Source organism: Miniphocaeibacter sp. (genome assembly GCF_049276255.1).
Taxonomy (GTDB): domain Bacteria; phylum Bacillota; class Clostridia; order Tissierellales; family Peptoniphilaceae; genus Miniphocaeibacter.
The window spans coordinates 1-16,357 of record NZ_JBASWB010000019.1 but is presented as its reverse complement, the minus strand read 5'-3'; the positions used below and the strand labels follow the sequence as shown (position 1 = coordinate 16,357).

The 16,357-nt window shown below is 27.9% G+C and carries 15 protein-coding genes, 1 pseudogene and 1 other annotated feature (1 of these 17 cut by a window edge); of the genes and pseudogenes, 5 read left to right on the top strand and 11 right to left on the bottom strand.

The window, feature by feature from the left end; genetic code table 11:
• Positions 1–78: a binding site (T-box leader), on the bottom strand; it reaches 130 nt to the left of the window's first position.
• Positions 79–356: 278 nt separating this feature from the next.
• Complete coding sequence (locus WAO56_RS02055; RefSeq protein ID WP_422143705.1) at positions 357–1,280, top strand: CPBP family intramembrane glutamic endopeptidase; 924 nt, start codon at positions 357–359, stop codon at positions 1,278–1,280.
• A gap of 70 nt (positions 1,281–1,350) precedes the next feature.
• Here the strand turns inward: WAO56_RS02055 and WAO56_RS02050 are convergent, their stop codons facing one another.
• The 5 genes from WAO56_RS02050 to ilvA all read right to left on the bottom strand — a co-directional run bounded on the left by WAO56_RS02050 (position 1,351) and on the right by ilvA (position 7,671).
• The gene (locus tag WAO56_RS02050; protein ID WP_422143706.1) at positions 1,351–1,815 is read right to left on the bottom strand and encodes a GAF domain-containing protein; all 465 of its coding nucleotides are present in this window, start codon (positions 1,813–1,815) and stop codon (positions 1,351–1,353) included.
• 9 nt (positions 1,816–1,824) lie between these two features.
• Positions 1,825–3,117 carry an NAD(P)H-dependent oxidoreductase gene (locus WAO56_RS02045; protein ID WP_422143707.1) on the bottom strand — a complete coding sequence of 431 codons (1,293 nt, stop codon included), beginning with the start codon at positions 3,115–3,117 and terminating at the stop codon, positions 1,825–1,827.
• Positions 3,118–3,127: 10 nt separating this feature from the next.
• Positions 3,128–4,342: an NAD(P)/FAD-dependent oxidoreductase gene (locus WAO56_RS02040; protein WP_422143708.1), complete on the bottom strand. Its 1,215-nt coding sequence runs from the start codon at positions 4,340–4,342 to the stop codon at positions 3,128–3,130.
• A 633-nt stretch (positions 4,343–4,975) separates the two neighbouring features.
• Positions 4,976–6,436: a UDP-N-acetylmuramoyl-L-alanyl-D-glutamate--2,6-diaminopimelate ligase gene (locus WAO56_RS02035; RefSeq protein ID WP_422143709.1), complete on the bottom strand. Its 1,461-nt coding sequence runs from the start codon at positions 6,434–6,436 to the stop codon at positions 4,976–4,978.
• An 8-nt stretch (positions 6,437–6,444) separates the two neighbouring features.
• A complete protein-coding gene (gene ilvA / locus WAO56_RS02030) occupies positions 6,445–7,671 on the bottom strand; it encodes a threonine ammonia-lyase (RefSeq protein ID WP_422143710.1) in 1,227 nt (408 codons plus the stop codon).
• Between the two features lie 156 nt (positions 7,672–7,827).
• Here ilvA and WAO56_RS02025 point away from each other — a divergent pair, with 156 nt between their 5' ends.
• On the top strand, positions 7,828–8,073 hold the full coding sequence (locus WAO56_RS02025) for a glutaredoxin family protein (RefSeq protein WP_422143711.1): 246 nt from the start codon (positions 7,828–7,830) through the stop codon (positions 8,071–8,073).
• A gap of 22 nt (positions 8,074–8,095) precedes the next feature.
• Complete coding sequence (locus WAO56_RS02020; RefSeq protein WP_422143712.1) at positions 8,096–8,338, top strand: glutaredoxin family protein; 243 nt, start codon at positions 8,096–8,098, stop codon at positions 8,336–8,338.
• A 654-nt stretch (positions 8,339–8,992) separates the two neighbouring features.
• Here the strand turns inward: WAO56_RS02020 and WAO56_RS02015 are convergent.
• The 3 genes from WAO56_RS02015 to hemZ all read right to left on the bottom strand — a co-directional run bounded on the left by WAO56_RS02015 (position 8,993) and on the right by hemZ (position 12,700).
• Positions 8,993–10,573 (bottom strand): cell wall-binding repeat-containing protein, encoded by a 1,581-nt coding sequence (locus WAO56_RS02015; RefSeq protein ID WP_422143713.1) that lies wholly within the window; start codon positions 10,571–10,573, stop codon positions 8,993–8,995.
• A gap of 275 nt (positions 10,574–10,848) precedes the next feature.
• Positions 10,849–11,274, bottom strand: coding sequence for a hypothetical protein (locus tag WAO56_RS02010; RefSeq protein WP_422143714.1), 426 nt, complete (start codon positions 11,272–11,274; stop codon positions 10,849–10,851).
• A complete protein-coding gene (hemZ, locus tag WAO56_RS02005) occupies positions 11,267–12,700 on the bottom strand; it encodes a coproporphyrinogen dehydrogenase HemZ (protein ID WP_422143715.1) in 1,434 nt (477 codons plus the stop codon). Before hemZ ends, WAO56_RS02010 begins: the two co-directional genes overlap by 8 nt.
• 103 nt (positions 12,701–12,803) lie before the next feature.
• Between hemZ and WAO56_RS02000 the strand changes: the two genes are divergently transcribed.
• Positions 12,804–13,961 (top strand): M20 family metallopeptidase, encoded by a 1,158-nt coding sequence (locus WAO56_RS02000; RefSeq protein ID WP_422143716.1) that lies wholly within the window; start codon positions 12,804–12,806, stop codon positions 13,959–13,961.
• A gap of 266 nt (positions 13,962–14,227) precedes the next feature.
• On the opposite strand, the gene WAO56_RS01995 is transcribed toward WAO56_RS02000, so the two are convergent.
• The 3 genes from WAO56_RS01995 to WAO56_RS01985 form a co-directional block, all read right to left on the bottom strand.
• Positions 14,228–14,776: a helix-turn-helix domain-containing protein gene (locus WAO56_RS01995; protein ID WP_422143717.1), complete on the bottom strand. Its 549-nt coding sequence runs from the start codon at positions 14,774–14,776 to the stop codon at positions 14,228–14,230.
• Positions 14,777–14,843: 67 nt separating this feature from the next.
• On the bottom strand, positions 14,844–15,095 hold the full coding sequence (locus WAO56_RS01990; RefSeq protein ID WP_422143718.1) for a hypothetical protein: 252 nt from the start codon (positions 15,093–15,095) through the stop codon (positions 14,844–14,846).
• 14 nt (positions 15,096–15,109) lie between these two features.
• On the bottom strand, positions 15,110–15,748 hold the full coding sequence (locus WAO56_RS01985; RefSeq protein ID WP_422143719.1) for a hypothetical protein: 639 nt from the start codon (positions 15,746–15,748) through the stop codon (positions 15,110–15,112).
• Positions 15,749–16,095: 347 nt separating this feature from the next.
• Here WAO56_RS01985 and WAO56_RS01980 point away from each other — a divergent pair.
• A pseudogene (locus tag WAO56_RS01980) lies at positions 16,096–16,357 on the top strand (ISL3 family transposase); the annotation flags it as partial.

Below are 16,357 nucleotides of genomic sequence, written 5' to 3'. Positions count from 1 at the left end.
TAATTTCATTAGTTCATTCCACCAAGCAGAACCTCTCTATTAACTCCATTGTAGGAACGGTCTCTTCACAGTCTATAATCCTTATTATTCTACATATTTAGCACCATTTTGTCAAGTTTTACAAAATATAAGTAAAGTTATTAAAAATTTCTTTAAGTTAGTTTATGATTATTTCATTTAGAAAGTTAAGATAATATTGAAATGATTCCCTAATTTTATCCTCTACTTATATTCCCCTATCTTATAGAGTTTCTGAAAAATATGGAAAATTATAAATTATCATAGTTTAATTAAGTATTTAACTCTAACTATAAATCATATATAATTTGTAGTAGTTTGTATTAGAAGGAGACAATATGGAAAAATATAAAAATACTTTTAGTAAAATAGCTTTTGGTTTAATTACAATAATGGTTGTTCAAAATATTTTTAGTATATTTTTATATAAATTTAAGGGATTTATTCCACAAAATATATTAGAAATTGACTGGATACCACTTGTCCTATACCTGATAATTCAATATTTAATAGCCTATCCTTTTGGGCTTCTAGTAATAAATACCGCTCCCAATAGTCCTATAACCAAACCATTAAAAAAAATAGATTTAAATTTAAAACAAATAATTGCAACTGCTCTATCTGGTTTTGCTATAGTTTCATCTATAACAGCAGTAGGCAATTTAGTTACAATACTACTAAAGAAAATTTTACAAAGAGGCTTAAATAGTAATCCAATTTCAGATTTAATATTAGATTCTAACCCCTATATTATGTTTTTTGTTGCAGTTATACTTGCACCAATTATTGAAGAATATATTTTCAGATACTTTCTGTATAAAAAAACCTCAGTATTTGGAGATAGAATTTATATATTATTTAGCTCTTTAATATTTGGAATGTTTCATTTAAATATACTTCAATCATTATACGCTTTTGTGTTAGGGCTTATTTTATCTTCCCTATATCTGTACACAGGAAATATTAAGTATCCAATTATAATTCATTTAATTATAAACTTATTAGGTGGAGGTATTTCAATACTGACCTTAGCCCTTAATAACAATATTATTTCATATATATGGGCTATATTATCCTTTATTCTTATAGTAATTGGCTTGTTTCTATTATTAACTTGGTTTATTCCTAAATTTAGAAATATCCAATTTTCAAAAGGGGAAATAGAACTAGAAAATATCAATGCTATAATTTTAAACCCTGGAATGATGATCTTTTCAATTATCGTTATAGTCACTATGATAAATATATTTTTTACAACTTAATTTAAAAATTTTTTATTAAAATTCAAAAGCCCCATAAATTAAAATTTAAATTTATGGGGCTTATTTATTTTTATTTCCAATCTATTGTATTTACTAAAATATCTCTAACTCTTTCAACAAAATCCTGGTCTTCTTCTGTAAAGTTTCCTATTTTATCACTATCTAAGTCTATTACTCCATAGACTACATCATTTTTAATTATTGGTACAACTAGTTCAGCTTGAGCATCCTCATCACATTGAATATGACCTGGAAACTTACTTACATCATAAACCTTTTTTGTTTCCATTAATAAAGCTGCTGTACCACAAACTCCTTCTCCAGGAGCAATTTTTATGCAAGCTGGTTTGCCTACATAAGGTCCTAAAATCAAATCTTCATCTTCATTAGTTAAATAAAACCCTGACCATATAACATTAGGAACTTTATTTTTTAAAATTTCAGAAACTTTCTGAAGCTTTTTTTCTTTTGTTTTCTCTGCCATTAAAATATCAATTAAAGAATCCAATATTTCTTCATATTTCAAATGTGCCATAAGAACCTCCTATAAACCTAGCTCATCTTGTTTTTTTCTCAACTTTGTAATTATTTGATCCTCTTCTAATTCTACCATATCGTAAGTAATTAACTCATCTTTTTTTACATCAACTTTTAATTTGGTCTTTTTAGTTATTAGGGCAATTGGCAATAATTTCCTATTTCTTTGATTAATATGACTTGTTATTTTCCCGAAAACATCTTTTCCTCCAATACCTTCTAAATACTGGCCAGCCTTCAAATCCCTTTTAGCTACAGTAATAGTATCTGAAACCTGTCCCTTCTCTGGAGCTATAGTAGGATCGTGTTCAACAATAGCCTCATAAATTGTAACAGGAGTTTCCAAACTCGTTAAATGATAAGGTCTATACAATACATAATTTGGTCCCTTCCCCATTGAAAGATAGTCCATTAAATCGTGTACCTCTTTAGTATCATGAGTTACAACAGCAAAAACACCTGGAGCTATGCCAAAACAAAAATCTACAATTCTATAATTGTTTAATATTCCCCCTTGTTCCTTTAGGGAAAATAATCTAGGAATATCCTTAATATCAGCTGTAACTCCGTGGCATCCCAATATATCTGGTGTAAATCCTAAAGCATTTGCTACAGAAGTTAGTTCCAACATAGTATTTGTTCCATCGACAAAAGCTGTTAACATCTTAGGATAAAGCCCTTTTGAAATTGCTTCCTCCCTTAAATCATCCTCTGTTGCATAATTATTCAGCGGATTATTTTTACCCTTTCCAACTGCTAATAAATTAAATCCCGCCCCTACTGCAAAGTTTGCCAGCTCCATTATTGCTCCCGGCTCATCCCCTGCAGTGCCAGTATATACAACATTGTTCTTTTTAGCGTAATCGTATATTATTGGTCCAACTACTGCATCACATTCTACATTTAGCATAATTACATTCCTGTAGTTTTCTATTGATTCCATTGCTAACTGAGCACCAAAAGGAGGATTTCCTGTAGCATCTACAACTCCTTGGATTTTATCTAGTCTATATGCCAAAGTGTAGTCATCTGTAATTACAAATTTATTTTTTGATAGGGCAAGTTCAGCTTGTTGAATAGAATTGGTTTTTATAATATCTTCTTTTTTTATACCTGCTGAATCTAAGGCATGGTAGGCCTTGTCTATTTTTTCATCAACTATTATAGACGTAGTCATTCCCTTTATTCTTGAAATTTGATTAACAAGACCAGTCCCCATTTTTCCTGCCCCTACTAATGCAATTCTTATTTGTTCTCCTCGACTAACTAATTCATCGAGTTTGTTTTTCATTCTAAACATCTTAATCTCCTTAGACAATGTCTTTAGCACAGGCATTTGCAGAAGCCCATGCCCAATGAAGATTATATCCTCCACAATCTCCATCTATATCCATTATTTCTCCAATAATATATAAATTATCCTGTATTTTCGACTTCATAGTTTTTGGTTCTATTTCCTTTGTAGAAATTCCGCCACATGTAACTTGACCATCTTTTTCAGATTTATAACCGGTAACTTTTAAACGCAAATCCTTAATAGTTTTTGAAATTTCAAATATAATTTCCTTTGATAAATTCCCAACTACTATATCGTCTAAATTCAAATATTCTATTAAAGAGCTAATAACCTTATCGTTAATTGTTCCCACTAAAGCTTGAGATAATTTCTTATAGCTATTTTTTTCAAAATTAGTTTTTAAATAATTATATAACTCATCTTCTTTTAAATATGGAAGTAAATCTACAGAAATATAAACTTCTTTATTGGCTTTTAACTTTCTTATAGCCTCACCAGATATTTGTAATATTCCCGGTCCTGATATTCCATAGTCTGTAAATAATATATCAGAAAATTGCTCCATTGTCTTTTTGTTTTTGTTTATTAAATAAATATAGCCTGGTATTTTTGTTCCATTTATCTTCTTAAATTCCTTATTTTCCAATTTTAATTGGACAATACCCGGGTGTGTAGGAACAAGGCTATGTCCTATTTTTTCTAGTAACAAATATCCATTACCATCTGAACCGGATTTGCTCATTGCTTTTCCGCCTGTAGCTACTATTATAAAATCTCCTTCAAATTCTTCATTATTATATAAGATAACCTTAGGTTTCTTTTTAAAATCTAGCATTTTTATATAACTGTTGTACTTAAACTTAACCCCAAGTTTTTCAGCTTCTAAAACCATTTGTTTCACAACAGAACTAGCCTGTAAACTCATAGGATAAATTTTTCCATTTTCCAATTCTAATTCTTTTATTCCAATATCATTAAAAAAATCAATTACTTCATCATAACCAAAGCTTTTTATTGCTGACATTACAAATTTAGGATTTTTACCATGATAGTTGCTAAATTCTATATTTCTATTTGTAAAATTACATCTTCCATTTCCTGTAGCGTAGATTTTTTTCATTGGCTTTTCATTTCTTTCAAAAACCAATACCTCGTGTCCCTTTCTTTTTAAAAGAATACTGGCCATAACTCCTGAAGCACCAGCACCTACTATTATAATTTTAGACATATTTACACCTCGTAATAAATATAATAATATATTTAAAAACATTTATTATATTTCAATTTATATACTTTTGTTTTACACTAAATAAAACTTTTTATTTTTTAATTTTTTACTACAATATACTTTAACATATTATCTACTTACTTAAAAATAGCAATATTATAAAATTCATCTTCTCTAATTCTCCCCTAACTTATACCATAGAATTTAACTTATAAGGTAGGTTAGTCATAAAGCAGACTATTTCTTGCCACTTTCTTCGTTCATGGGTAATAGATTGCATTTGACCTACCTACCATTTACTTCGTAAATTGGGTTAGGTCATAAAGCAGACTATTTCTTGCCACTTTCTTCCTTCGTCGGTAATAGATTGCATTTGACCTACCTGCCATTTACTTTGTAAATGGGGTTAGGTCATAATGTAACAATTTTGTAACTTTTTTGTAATTTATCTGTAACTACATAATTATATATTTATGCTATTATATATTCAGAAGAAAAGATATAGGTCATTTATTTTGTTCATCCTCCCAAATTATGAACCCTGCGACCTATATATAAAATAAAAAGTCCAGCTAACCACTGGACTTATTTTTTTGCTTTTATTTAAGTTGTTAAAACAAATAAAGCATTGGATTATTTATTTGCCAATGCTTTGTTTATTTCCTCTATCTCATAATAATATTCTTCTTTTCCATCTTTTTTTAGGAATCTTTCATTTCCCTTTCCTAAAAAAAGTACTATATTATCTTTATTTGCCATTTTTATTGCTTCTTTTACAGCTTGTCTTCTATCTGGAATATAGGTATATTTACCCTTATTTTTATTTATTCCTTTAATTATGGATTTTGAAATATTATCTACATTATCAAAAATTTCATCATCCTTTGTTACTATGGAAAAATCCGCATATTTTCCAGCTACTTCGCCAATTTTTTCTCTTGCTTCTATATTTCTTGCACCTTGAACTCCAAATAGAACTATTATATCCTTATTGAAATTACTTTTAGCAAACTGTAATATTTTCTCAACTGCATCTGGAGTGTGAGCAAAGTCTATTACTAAATTAAGACCCTTGTCGTTTTGAACAACTTCATACCTGCCCTCCGGTCCTTTAAACTTTCCAATACCCTTTGCTATATTTTCTAAGCTAATACCCATTTCACAAGCTACTGCCATAGCCGATAGGGCGTTATAGACATTAAATAATGCAGAAGTAGGCATTGTTATATCTATTTCTCCTTTAGGAGTGCTAAATATGAATTTAGACTCTGTTACAGACATTTCTATTTTTTTTGCCATATAGTCAGCTTCACAGTTAATTCCATATGTCTTTACACTTCTATTATCGTCTTTTAATTCTTGTGCAAGTCTTTTTCCATAACTATCATCTATATTAATAATATTTTCTTTAGATGTCATATAAAACAATTTTTTCTTTGCTTTATAATAGTCCTCCATATTATTATGAAGTTCTAAATGCTCTAAAGTTAAGTTTGTAAAAACACCGTAATCAAACTCTGTATATTTTACCCTGTCTAATTCTAAAGAGTGGGACGATACTTCCATTACACAGTTTTCCACTCCCTTATCTACAAGTTCCTTAAATATTTTTTGTAATAAATTAGACTCAGGAGTTGTTTTTCCTAATGATTTATTTCCTTCTCTTGTTTTTAATCCAATACTACCTATAGAGGCAGTGCTACTATTATTGTAATTTAAAATTTCTTCTAACATATAAGTAGCTGTAGTTTTTCCATTTGTACCTGTTATTCCTACCATGTTTAACTTCTTACTTGGCTCACCAAATAATATAGAAGATAATTCAGAAAGTGCAGTTCTTGTATTATTCATCTTAATATAAGTAATATTATTAGCATATTCTTTTAATTCTGACTGGTGAAAAATTACTCTACTACCATTATTTATTGCATCATTAATAAATTTATGACCATCTGTAACAAATCCTTTTATAGCAATAAAAGCAGTGTTTTTATCTACTTCCTTAGAATTTAAAGAAATGTACTCTATATTTATAGTTATATCACCTTTTATCTTCTCGGTTTTAACACGGCTTATTAATTCTCCTACTAACATTAATCCCCCTAGCTGGTTCTTTTTACTTTATAGCCTTCATCATAAAGTCTTTCAATTATTTTATTTATATGATCGTGACCATTAGCTTCAACTTGTACTTGTAAAACAACATCTGTTAGTCTATCTGCTGTTTTAAATTGATCATGAGATACTTCTACAACGTTAGCACTCATTTCAGCTAAAATTCTTGCTATATTTAAAAGCTCCCCAGGTCTATCTGGTAACAATACTGTAAAACCAAATAATCTACCTTTAGATACAAGACCTTTTTGAACCATAGTCGAAATAGTCACCATATCTATATTACCACCACTAATTACACATGCAACCTTTTTGTTCCAAACCTTAAGTTTTTTTGCAGCAGCAACAGACATAGCTCCTGAAGACTCAGCCATTAATTTATGGGTTTCCATTATTTCAATAAAGCTTTCCATTATTTCATAATCTGTTACAGAAATTATTTCATCAACATAATTTCTAACTAATTCATAGGTTATTTTTCCCGGCTCTTTAACAGCTACACCATCTGCTATTGTGTCTACATTGTCTAAACATATAATATGGCCATCTTCCATTGAGCAAGTCATGGACTTAGCTCCTTCTGGCTCAACTCCTATTATTTTTATATTAGGGTTAATTTGTTTGGCAGCAACTGCTACTCCAGAAATTAATCCACCGCCACCAATTGGAACAATAATTATATCTATATCAGGTTGTTCTTTAAGTATTTCTAGAGAAATTGTCCCTTGTCCTTCTATAACATCTAAATCATCAAAAGGATGTACAAATTCCAAATTCTTTTCTTTAGCAATTTCTTCTGCTTTATGAAATGCTTCATCAAAATTAGTTCCATATAATAATACATTTACACCATATTTTCTAGTTCCCTCAACTTTAATAAGGGGAGTTGTAGATGGCATTACTATAGTTGCACTTGCTCCAGCTTCTTTTGCAGAATAGGCAACTCCTTGAGCATGATTTCCAGCTGAAGCTGAAATTAGTCCCTTAGTCTTTTGCTCCTCAGTCATTTTAGAAATTTTATTATAAGCTCCTCTTATTTTAAATGCCCCTGTAACTTGTAAGTTTTCAGGTTTTAAGTAAATATGATTACCAAAAATATTTGAAAAAGCATCGCTATATATTAATCTTGTTGGATTCGTCTTATTATTTAGCCTTTCTTTAGCTCCTTTAAAATCCAATTGTTCTACCCATTTATCTAAATTTTCACAGGTCATTTCTTCCTCCAATTATCTTTTCTTAAATAATCATTATATCATTTTTCTTTACTTATTTAAACTATTTACTATAATTATATTAATTTTTTTATATTTATACTGAATAATTTTTTTATTATGGGTATTTATCAATTGTGACATAAAAGGGGTGAAAATATGACAAAATTAGAATTATTCTATAAAGACGTTTGTCCTTACTGTCAAAAGGTTTTTAGATTTATTGACAAATATGAATTAAGGGACAAAATTACTTTTACAAATATAAGTTCAAATCCTGCCGATAAGGATAGATTAATAGAAGTAGGTGGCTCTGTACAAGTACCTTGTTTATTTATAGATGACAAACCTATGTATGAATCAAGTGATATTATTGAATATTTAAAAAATAATTTTGTAAAATAATCTTTTTATAAGGAGATTAATATTGATAAAATTAGAATTATATTATAAAAGTACCTGTCCTTTTTCTAGAAAGGTTTTAAATTTTATTGAAGAAAATAATATTAAAGATAAAATTGTTTTCAAAGATATTGATTTAAATGAATACGATAGGGAAACATTAGAAAAAGTTGGTGGGAAAGTTCAAGTACCTTGTCTGTTCATAGATGGAAAACCAATGTATGAATCAGATGAAATAATTAACTTTTTAAAGGAAAATACACTTTAAAAATAGATAATGAACTTAAAATATCAATATAGAAATAGACATGGAATAAAAAACATGTCTATTTTTTTAATATTAATGAAAAAAATTATTTTTTATGTTTAAAATATTTTTTCTGGGTATATATTAAATATAAATTATAATTTTATTTATGACCTACCAACTAAAACTTAAAAATATAAATTAAACGGTGGTTTTATATGAGATGTCATATTTAATCTATTATATAATTTATATTCTATTATAAAATTATAATTAAAAAATAGATAATCTAAGGTTATTATAAATAACAAGAGATTAAGTAACAAAGAAATACAAATAAACAAGAAGGGAAATGATAATTATGATGGAGCCTAAAACAGATCGTTGGTACAGTCATACTTAAAAGAGATTCTAGCTTATTAAAGTTATAGAATCTCTTTTTTGTTTCCTAAATTTAATATTCTTATCCTTAATTTCCAAGAAATATAAGATATGATTATTTGTAAACACAACAAGCTCTAATTAGTATTTTGTAGTGAATTATTGTATCAGAAAATGCTTCTTATGTCTTTTTTTAATAAAAAATGGTATTGGAGAAGATTTTCATTTTCCTTCACCAACACCATAAATTATAGGACATAAAAAACCCTAGTAGAAAATCTACTAGGATTTAAATTAATCTAATACATATAATTTTACTGTTTTTCTACCCCATTCATAACATCTACTAACTGAATCAAAGTGAACATCAATTTTATTTCCTTTTATTGCTCCACCTGTATCTCCAGCTACAGCGTATCCATATCCTTCAACATAAACCTTAGTACCTAAAGGAATTACATTTCTATCAACTGCTATTACATTAGGATTTTGACTTAAATCAATTCCTGATGCAGTCTTATTTGATAGGCCAGCTTCATTTCTACTATAAGCTGTTGCTGTAACAGTCATAACTTTTGAGTAAGAAAAATCTTGACTATCGCCATTTACACTTGATTCTTGTTTTGGTGTTTCTTTTGGAGTTTCCTTAGCTATTTCTGAATCTGAAAGGTATTTTGCACTTACATATGCTGTTTTGCCATTGTAGTCAAATTTTAACCATCCATCTTCCTCAACGCCTGTTACCTTATCTCCTTTTGAGAAAGTACCAAGTATTGAATGACTTGTTCCTGCTCCTGTTCTAATATTTAAACTTTGTGTTACCCAAGCAGTTCTTTCAGTTCCTTGAGCTATATTATAAACAACTTTTCCACTAGCATCTTTTATGCCTAATTCTAGTTGATTATTGTTTAATAAAGTTCTTATAAACTGTTTCATATATGAATAAGAAACTGTTTCTGTAGAAACTGCATAAAGATTGTCTATTCCTTCTATATTTGCAACTTTTTCACTTACAGTAGAATTATCAACTAATACTACTGGAGCTTCTAAACTTGAAGCAAGTGATGATGCTAAAATTGAATCTTTATAATTTTCTCCATTAGCTAATACCAATGTATTAAATGAACCATATCTTTCACTTATTTTTAAAGAAGTTTCATGTCTGTTAGAACCTGCTAATGTATTGTTTTTTATTTCCTTAACATTTTTATCTGCAATGTTATAAATTTCTTCCTTAATATTTTGTGGTAATGAACCTTCTCCACCAACAAAATATATATTAGAATCTTTATTTTCTTTAATATAGTCTTTTGTAACTTCAGGAACAAGCTTAGCATCTACTAAAAGAATAGTCATGTCATTTTTAACTGCTAATGAAGTTGCTGCTAAAGAATCTGCTAAAGCATTTCCATTAGTAATTATTATGTCCCTTTTACCTTCTAACTTATCTGCTATTTTAACAGCTGTTTCATATCTGTCAGCTCCATAAATCCTACCTTTGTAGTTTTCTAATTCAGACACTACAGACTCAGGAATAATTTCCTGTCCACCAATAGCATAAACATTTTTAGCTTCCTTTACTATTGATAAGGAACTTTCAGATAATTTTCCTTCTTCTAAAAATACTATTGCCCCATTATTTTCCCCTGATAAAACTCCTCCTGGAATTCCATCAATTAATTCTTCTGAACTTAATATATAAACATTTTCTGCTTTTTTTCCATTAAATCTAGCTACCTGATTAACTGTACTTGATAAGCTACTATTGTTAATATTTACTGCATTAAAACCTTCATTTGCTAAACTAGGAGTTAATGAAGAAAATATTACAGAGCCTATAACTAATCCGGAAACTAACTTCTTTTTAATACTCAAAATATTTCTCCTTAATTTTATTACAAATTTTGTAACCTTTTTGTAACTATTTCTGTTACGCTAATTATTTTAGCCCATAGAAAAAATAGTGTCAATTCAAAGTTGAATATTTTTGAGTTTTTTGTTTAAAAATGCTGATTTTTAACAGATAAATTAAATTTATTTAAATTTTGTAACTTTTTTGTAACCTATTGCCTCTTTAAATCTGTATTTTTCAATGATTAGAAATCCCTATAAAAAACATATAAATTTCCCAAATGATTTAAGGCTTTTTGTTACTTTTTTGTAATATTTCGGGTTTTTAACTCTTTATTTAGGTCATAAACGTATCTATTTAATACTTTTTCCAAATTTAAAAATAGGACACTTGAAATAATTGTCGATAAATTATCCATTTTATTCTCTTGGTAGATTCTTACATCTGTAGTATTTTCATCTATTTTTTTTAACTCTACTTCAAATTTTCCATCAATTAATTTGTTCTTAAATTTCAATTTAAATATTTCATTTTCTATTTTCTCTTCTATAATATAATGTGTTTTTAAATCATTAATATTAATTTCTTCAAATTCCTCATTATTGATTTTTTTAAAACTTTTAATATCATTTCTCCAAATAACATCTTCCCTATTTGTAATTATTTCCCATACATCTTCTATTGGATATTTAAATTTTGAATGTACCTGAGCTTTTTTAATCATATTTTTCTCCCAATAATTCTATTTTTTTCAAAAGTAAATTATCAATATTCTCTAAATAATCTTTCATATTCATATAGTTTCTATGATTTAAAATCATATTATTTCCCTTTATAAATTTCGAACTTGCTCCCATACCAATACCTATAATATTTTCAGCTTCCTCCATCATAGTAATATTATAAATACATTCCTTTCCCTGTTTTGAAAATCCAATATTTTCCATATTCCCTAAAATCTGTTTTTGTCTATATAAATAATATGGTATAAAATCATTTTGACTAGCAAAGTCCACTACCATATCCATCATATTTAGAACATTATTCTTTTCATCTTCTAAATTTAAAGACCTTTCACTTATTTTAGAACCTTTTTTCACTGCTAAAGTATGAATAGTTAAATTTTCTGGAGATAAGTCCTTAACTATTTTTAAAGTATTTTCTAAATCAGTTAAATTTTCCCTTGGTAATCCTATAATTAAGTCCATATTAATAGAGCTAAATTTCAATTCCTTTGCCTCATAATACCTTTTTATTAATTCCTCGTTATTCTGCTTACGGCCAATTAAGTTTAAAGTATCGGATTTAAAAGTCTGGGGATTTAAAGAAATTCTACTTATCTTCTGCTCCTTTAGTAATCTTAATTTTTCATAGGATAGGGTATCCTCTCTACCAGCCTCAACTGTAAATTCAGTGGCATTTTCAAAGTTTTCATTTATATATGTTAAAAGATATTTTAAACTGTCCTCATTTAAAGTTGTTGGTGTTCCTCCTCCTATATATATAGTAGAAAGATTATAGCCACTTAAATACTTTTTAAGACTATTTAATTCATGTATTATTGTTTCTATATATATAGGAACTAAATTTTTATGTTTTTCAATTTTTAAAGTAGAAAAACTACAATAATCACATCTAGTTGGACAAAATGGAATATTTATATAAAGACTATAACTATTCTTTTTTAATCTGTTAATATAATTATCTTGAATTGTAGAAATAGAAGTAATTAAATTTACCTTATTTTCCTTTAAAAGCATTTTATCCCTTAGAATTTTTCTTGCACCTTCTATTCCAAACTGATTTATTAAACTATGTGCAACCTTTACTGGCCTAATACCTGTTAAAACACCCCAGTCACTTGAAATATTAAACTCCTCTTTAAAAAACTTTAATACTTCTGCCTTTATAAGCATTTTTTCTTTAAAATATTCATCAACTAGGATTTTAGTATTGGTAATTTTTTTATTATATTTAATTTCCTTATTTAAATAATATTTAACTTCTAAATCTTCGTGGATTTTAATAATTAAAATATCGTCTAAACTTTTATAATCATCAACAAATTCAATGTTTTCCTTTCCAATTAAGGAGCGTATTAATTCAAATACTTCATATTTATAATTTAAATCATTTAAATATATTTTCATTTATTCCTCTTTATTTCAATAATTAAGTAAAAATAATTATATCATAGTTAAATTGTATTGCCTCTATTCTTATAATATACTATTTATGAAAGGTAGTGGTTAAATGTCTAATAATTATTCTAATTACGAAGAAGAATTACTAAATTTATTACAAAAAGCAGTACGTATAAAAAGTATAAATCCTCCAGGAAATGAATTGGAGATGTGCAATTTAGTTTATGATTATATGACAAAATTAGATATTGAAACTTATAAAATTGAAGTGGAAGAAAATAGGTACGATATAATATCTATTTTAAGAAGTAATACAAATAATCCAGGAATTATTTTTACCGGTCATATGGATGTTGTACCTGTTAGTGAAGACGAATCTACTAGATGGGAAGTGGCACCTTTTTCCGGAATAATAAAAGATGGTTTTCTGTATGGTCGTGGAGCTTCAGACATGAAGTCCGGTCTTTGTTCAATTATGGTTGCAATGAGATATATAAAGGAAAACAACCTTCCTATTAATAGGGATATAGCCCTAGTTGCTACAGTTGACGAAGAAGATAGTATGAAGGGTTCAAAAGCATTAGTTGGTCATAAATTACTGGAAAACTTTAGGGAAGTTGTCGTTTGTGAACCAACGAATATGGAAATCTGTAATGTTGGTAGAGGAAGAACCTACGGTGTTATTGATATAAAAGGTAAAACTGGCCATGGTTCTCAATTAAGTGTAGATAAAAATGCTATACTTATAGCTAATAAAATAATCAATAAAATGGGCGAAACTGATTTATCCGATAAAGCTCATAAGACCTATGGTTCAAGTTTCTGGCAGCCATTAGCAATTCATGCCTCAGTTGACCCATGGGTTGTACCGGATGATTGTGAGTTAAAAATCGATGCTCGTCTTGTACCAAATCATTTTTCCGACGATATTTGGCATAGAATCGATAAAATACTTACAGAAGTAAAAGCAGAAGTTCCTAGTATGCAGGCAATTGTCACTATATTAGATAGAAGAGAACCTTGGATTACCGATGAAAATACAGAGCTTATGCAAAATATAAAAAATATATACCAAAGTTTAGATTATGAATATATTACCCAGGACTTTAAAGGAACAACTGATGGTACCATACTTAGAAAAGACGGACGAGATGTTGTAATAGTTGGACCGGGTTTACTTGCCGGCGTTCACAAAGAAAATGAAAAGGTGTTAATAAAGAATCTTTTTAGAGCTTTAAGGCTTTATTCTGAACTTATGCAAAAATAATATAGAAATTTTAATTTCTATTATTTCATATTCTAAAATCCTAAATAACAAAACCTCTTGATTAATTTCTATTGATATGCTCCCCACTATAGTTACACATTTTTATTATTTCATGTGTCTACTATATGGGGAGCATATCATTATCTTATCATAGAAGGCTTTATTTACAGACTTTTTTAACAGGCTCTAGCCACATTTTACTAACCTTGTCTCCATATTTAATAGCTTTTGTTCATATTTTCATCCATTCTATAGATTTTTTCTTTTTATTTACCTGTGCTTCTATATTCTCCTGCCGTTCCTTTAACATCTTTTTTTGGATTAAATATATCATCTACTCTATTTAAGTACCTTATAGCCTTATTCTGTAATTTATTTTCGTTCTCATATTTCATTAAATCATTTTTATTTATTCTAGAAACCTTATTACTTTTATTGTTTTTAGATTTCATTTTAGAGGGGCTCCCTTGTTGTTTTATGAGACCTTCTTTTCCTGATTTTCTAAATTTAGATACCCATCCAGCTATTATAGATGGATTTGGTATTGCGAAATTGGTTGCTAGTTCATGATAAGAGATCTCTGTTGTTAGGTAAGACTTTATCATATTTAATTTGAAATCTAAAGTATATTTATTATTGTTTTTTCTCCTTATTAATAGACTTTCTTCGCCAAATTCTATATATTTTTTAACCCAGTCACGAACTGTTCCTTTATCGGGAATACTATATTTTTTAGCTAAATATTTGTATCCTCCTAAACCTTGTAAATATTCCTCTACTACTTTTAGTTTAAATTCAAAACTATATTTTGCCATTGAAAAACCGACCTCCTAATTGTTAGATTTTTGGTTTAATTTTTGGGGTCGGTATACAACTAACTGGTTACGATTCAATTTTATCTATAATATAACTTAAGCTTTTTAATATATAGTATATCCAAATTGTTGATATGATATTGGTAAAAGAACTAATCAACAACAATTTTATTCCTTTTATTACTTGTTCTGAATAAGTAGGATCAAAAATAACATATCCCCATGTTCTAACGAAAAAATACACAATATATATTAAAATACATAAACCTATTAGAATCGTTGCTTTTGATAAAATTATTAATTTTTTACTTAAGTTCATTTTAAAAGCTCCTTTTAATAAACATTTATTTGGGTAGAGTAAGTTTTAACAACAGTTACATAACCCAAATCAACAGAATATCCTATTATGTCTCCACCAATAGAAAAGCTACCACCATTAATATAGAATTGTCCAGTTACACTAAATCTAGCTGAAGTATTTCCTGTTCTATTTATATTAACGTCTGAACCTTGGAAATTTTTATAGTAGTCATTTGTAGTTACATATGGTTTCCCCCAACTTTCAACATTACTAACACGACCTGTTCTTCTATTAACAACGCATCGAATCTCTGTATAAAAAGTAACTCCTATATTTCCAGAATTTGTCTTTATGGTTTCTTTAGCTTTACCAGACACTATTCTATAAGCAATGTATTCATCACCTATCCTAGGACTAATTCTATTTGCAATAAAATCTTTTTCCTTTTGCAGTTCATATTCATAACTTGTATTATTAGCTAATGCTTGGGAATAAGCATATCTTTCAATAGAATTTTCTAGTAAATCTAATATAGAATCTAAAGAAAGTTCCGAGTTTTTTTGGATATCTTCACTAGCTGTGAAAACTACGTTTTTTTCAATTAATATTAATGAAAAAATCACAGCTATGAGTATAAAACTAAATGTTAAATTTCTATTTTTTATTTTCATGAAAAACTACTTTTACTTAAAATAATTATTAGTTTTTTTATAAAGTCTTATATTTTTTGCACCAAACTTACTCGAATACTATAAATTTTATTAAACATTATATTAATGAATAATTTAATTTTTCATTGGATTCACCTCAAAATATAATACTTGCTACAATAGTTATACTAATTATATGTATATGATGTTATACATATTAATTACCCATAGTTTTATAAATAAAGCAAGCTCATATTTTCTTTTTTCCGTTTCAGTTGCTATTCTAGCATCTGGATAGGCTACACTAAATAGGACAGTTTCATACCAAACATGATAGAATCTAAATAATAAAAACAAGGATTGAAATAATGAAAAAGTTTAATACTTCCTCTATTGAATATAAAAGACTAAAAAGATATTGGAAACTCATTCAAAAGGATTCTTCTAAACTAGATATAATCCACTTTGATAAATGGACACATTTCCATAGGTGGAAAAGTGCTTCTGATGTGGTAAATGAAACTGTATCTGTTAACAACACTTTACAGAAAACATATGAGGTTTATCAAATTCTTTTATCTGATATTAGATGTAAAAATTCTAAAGGATTGAAGGAACATTTAGTTTTAT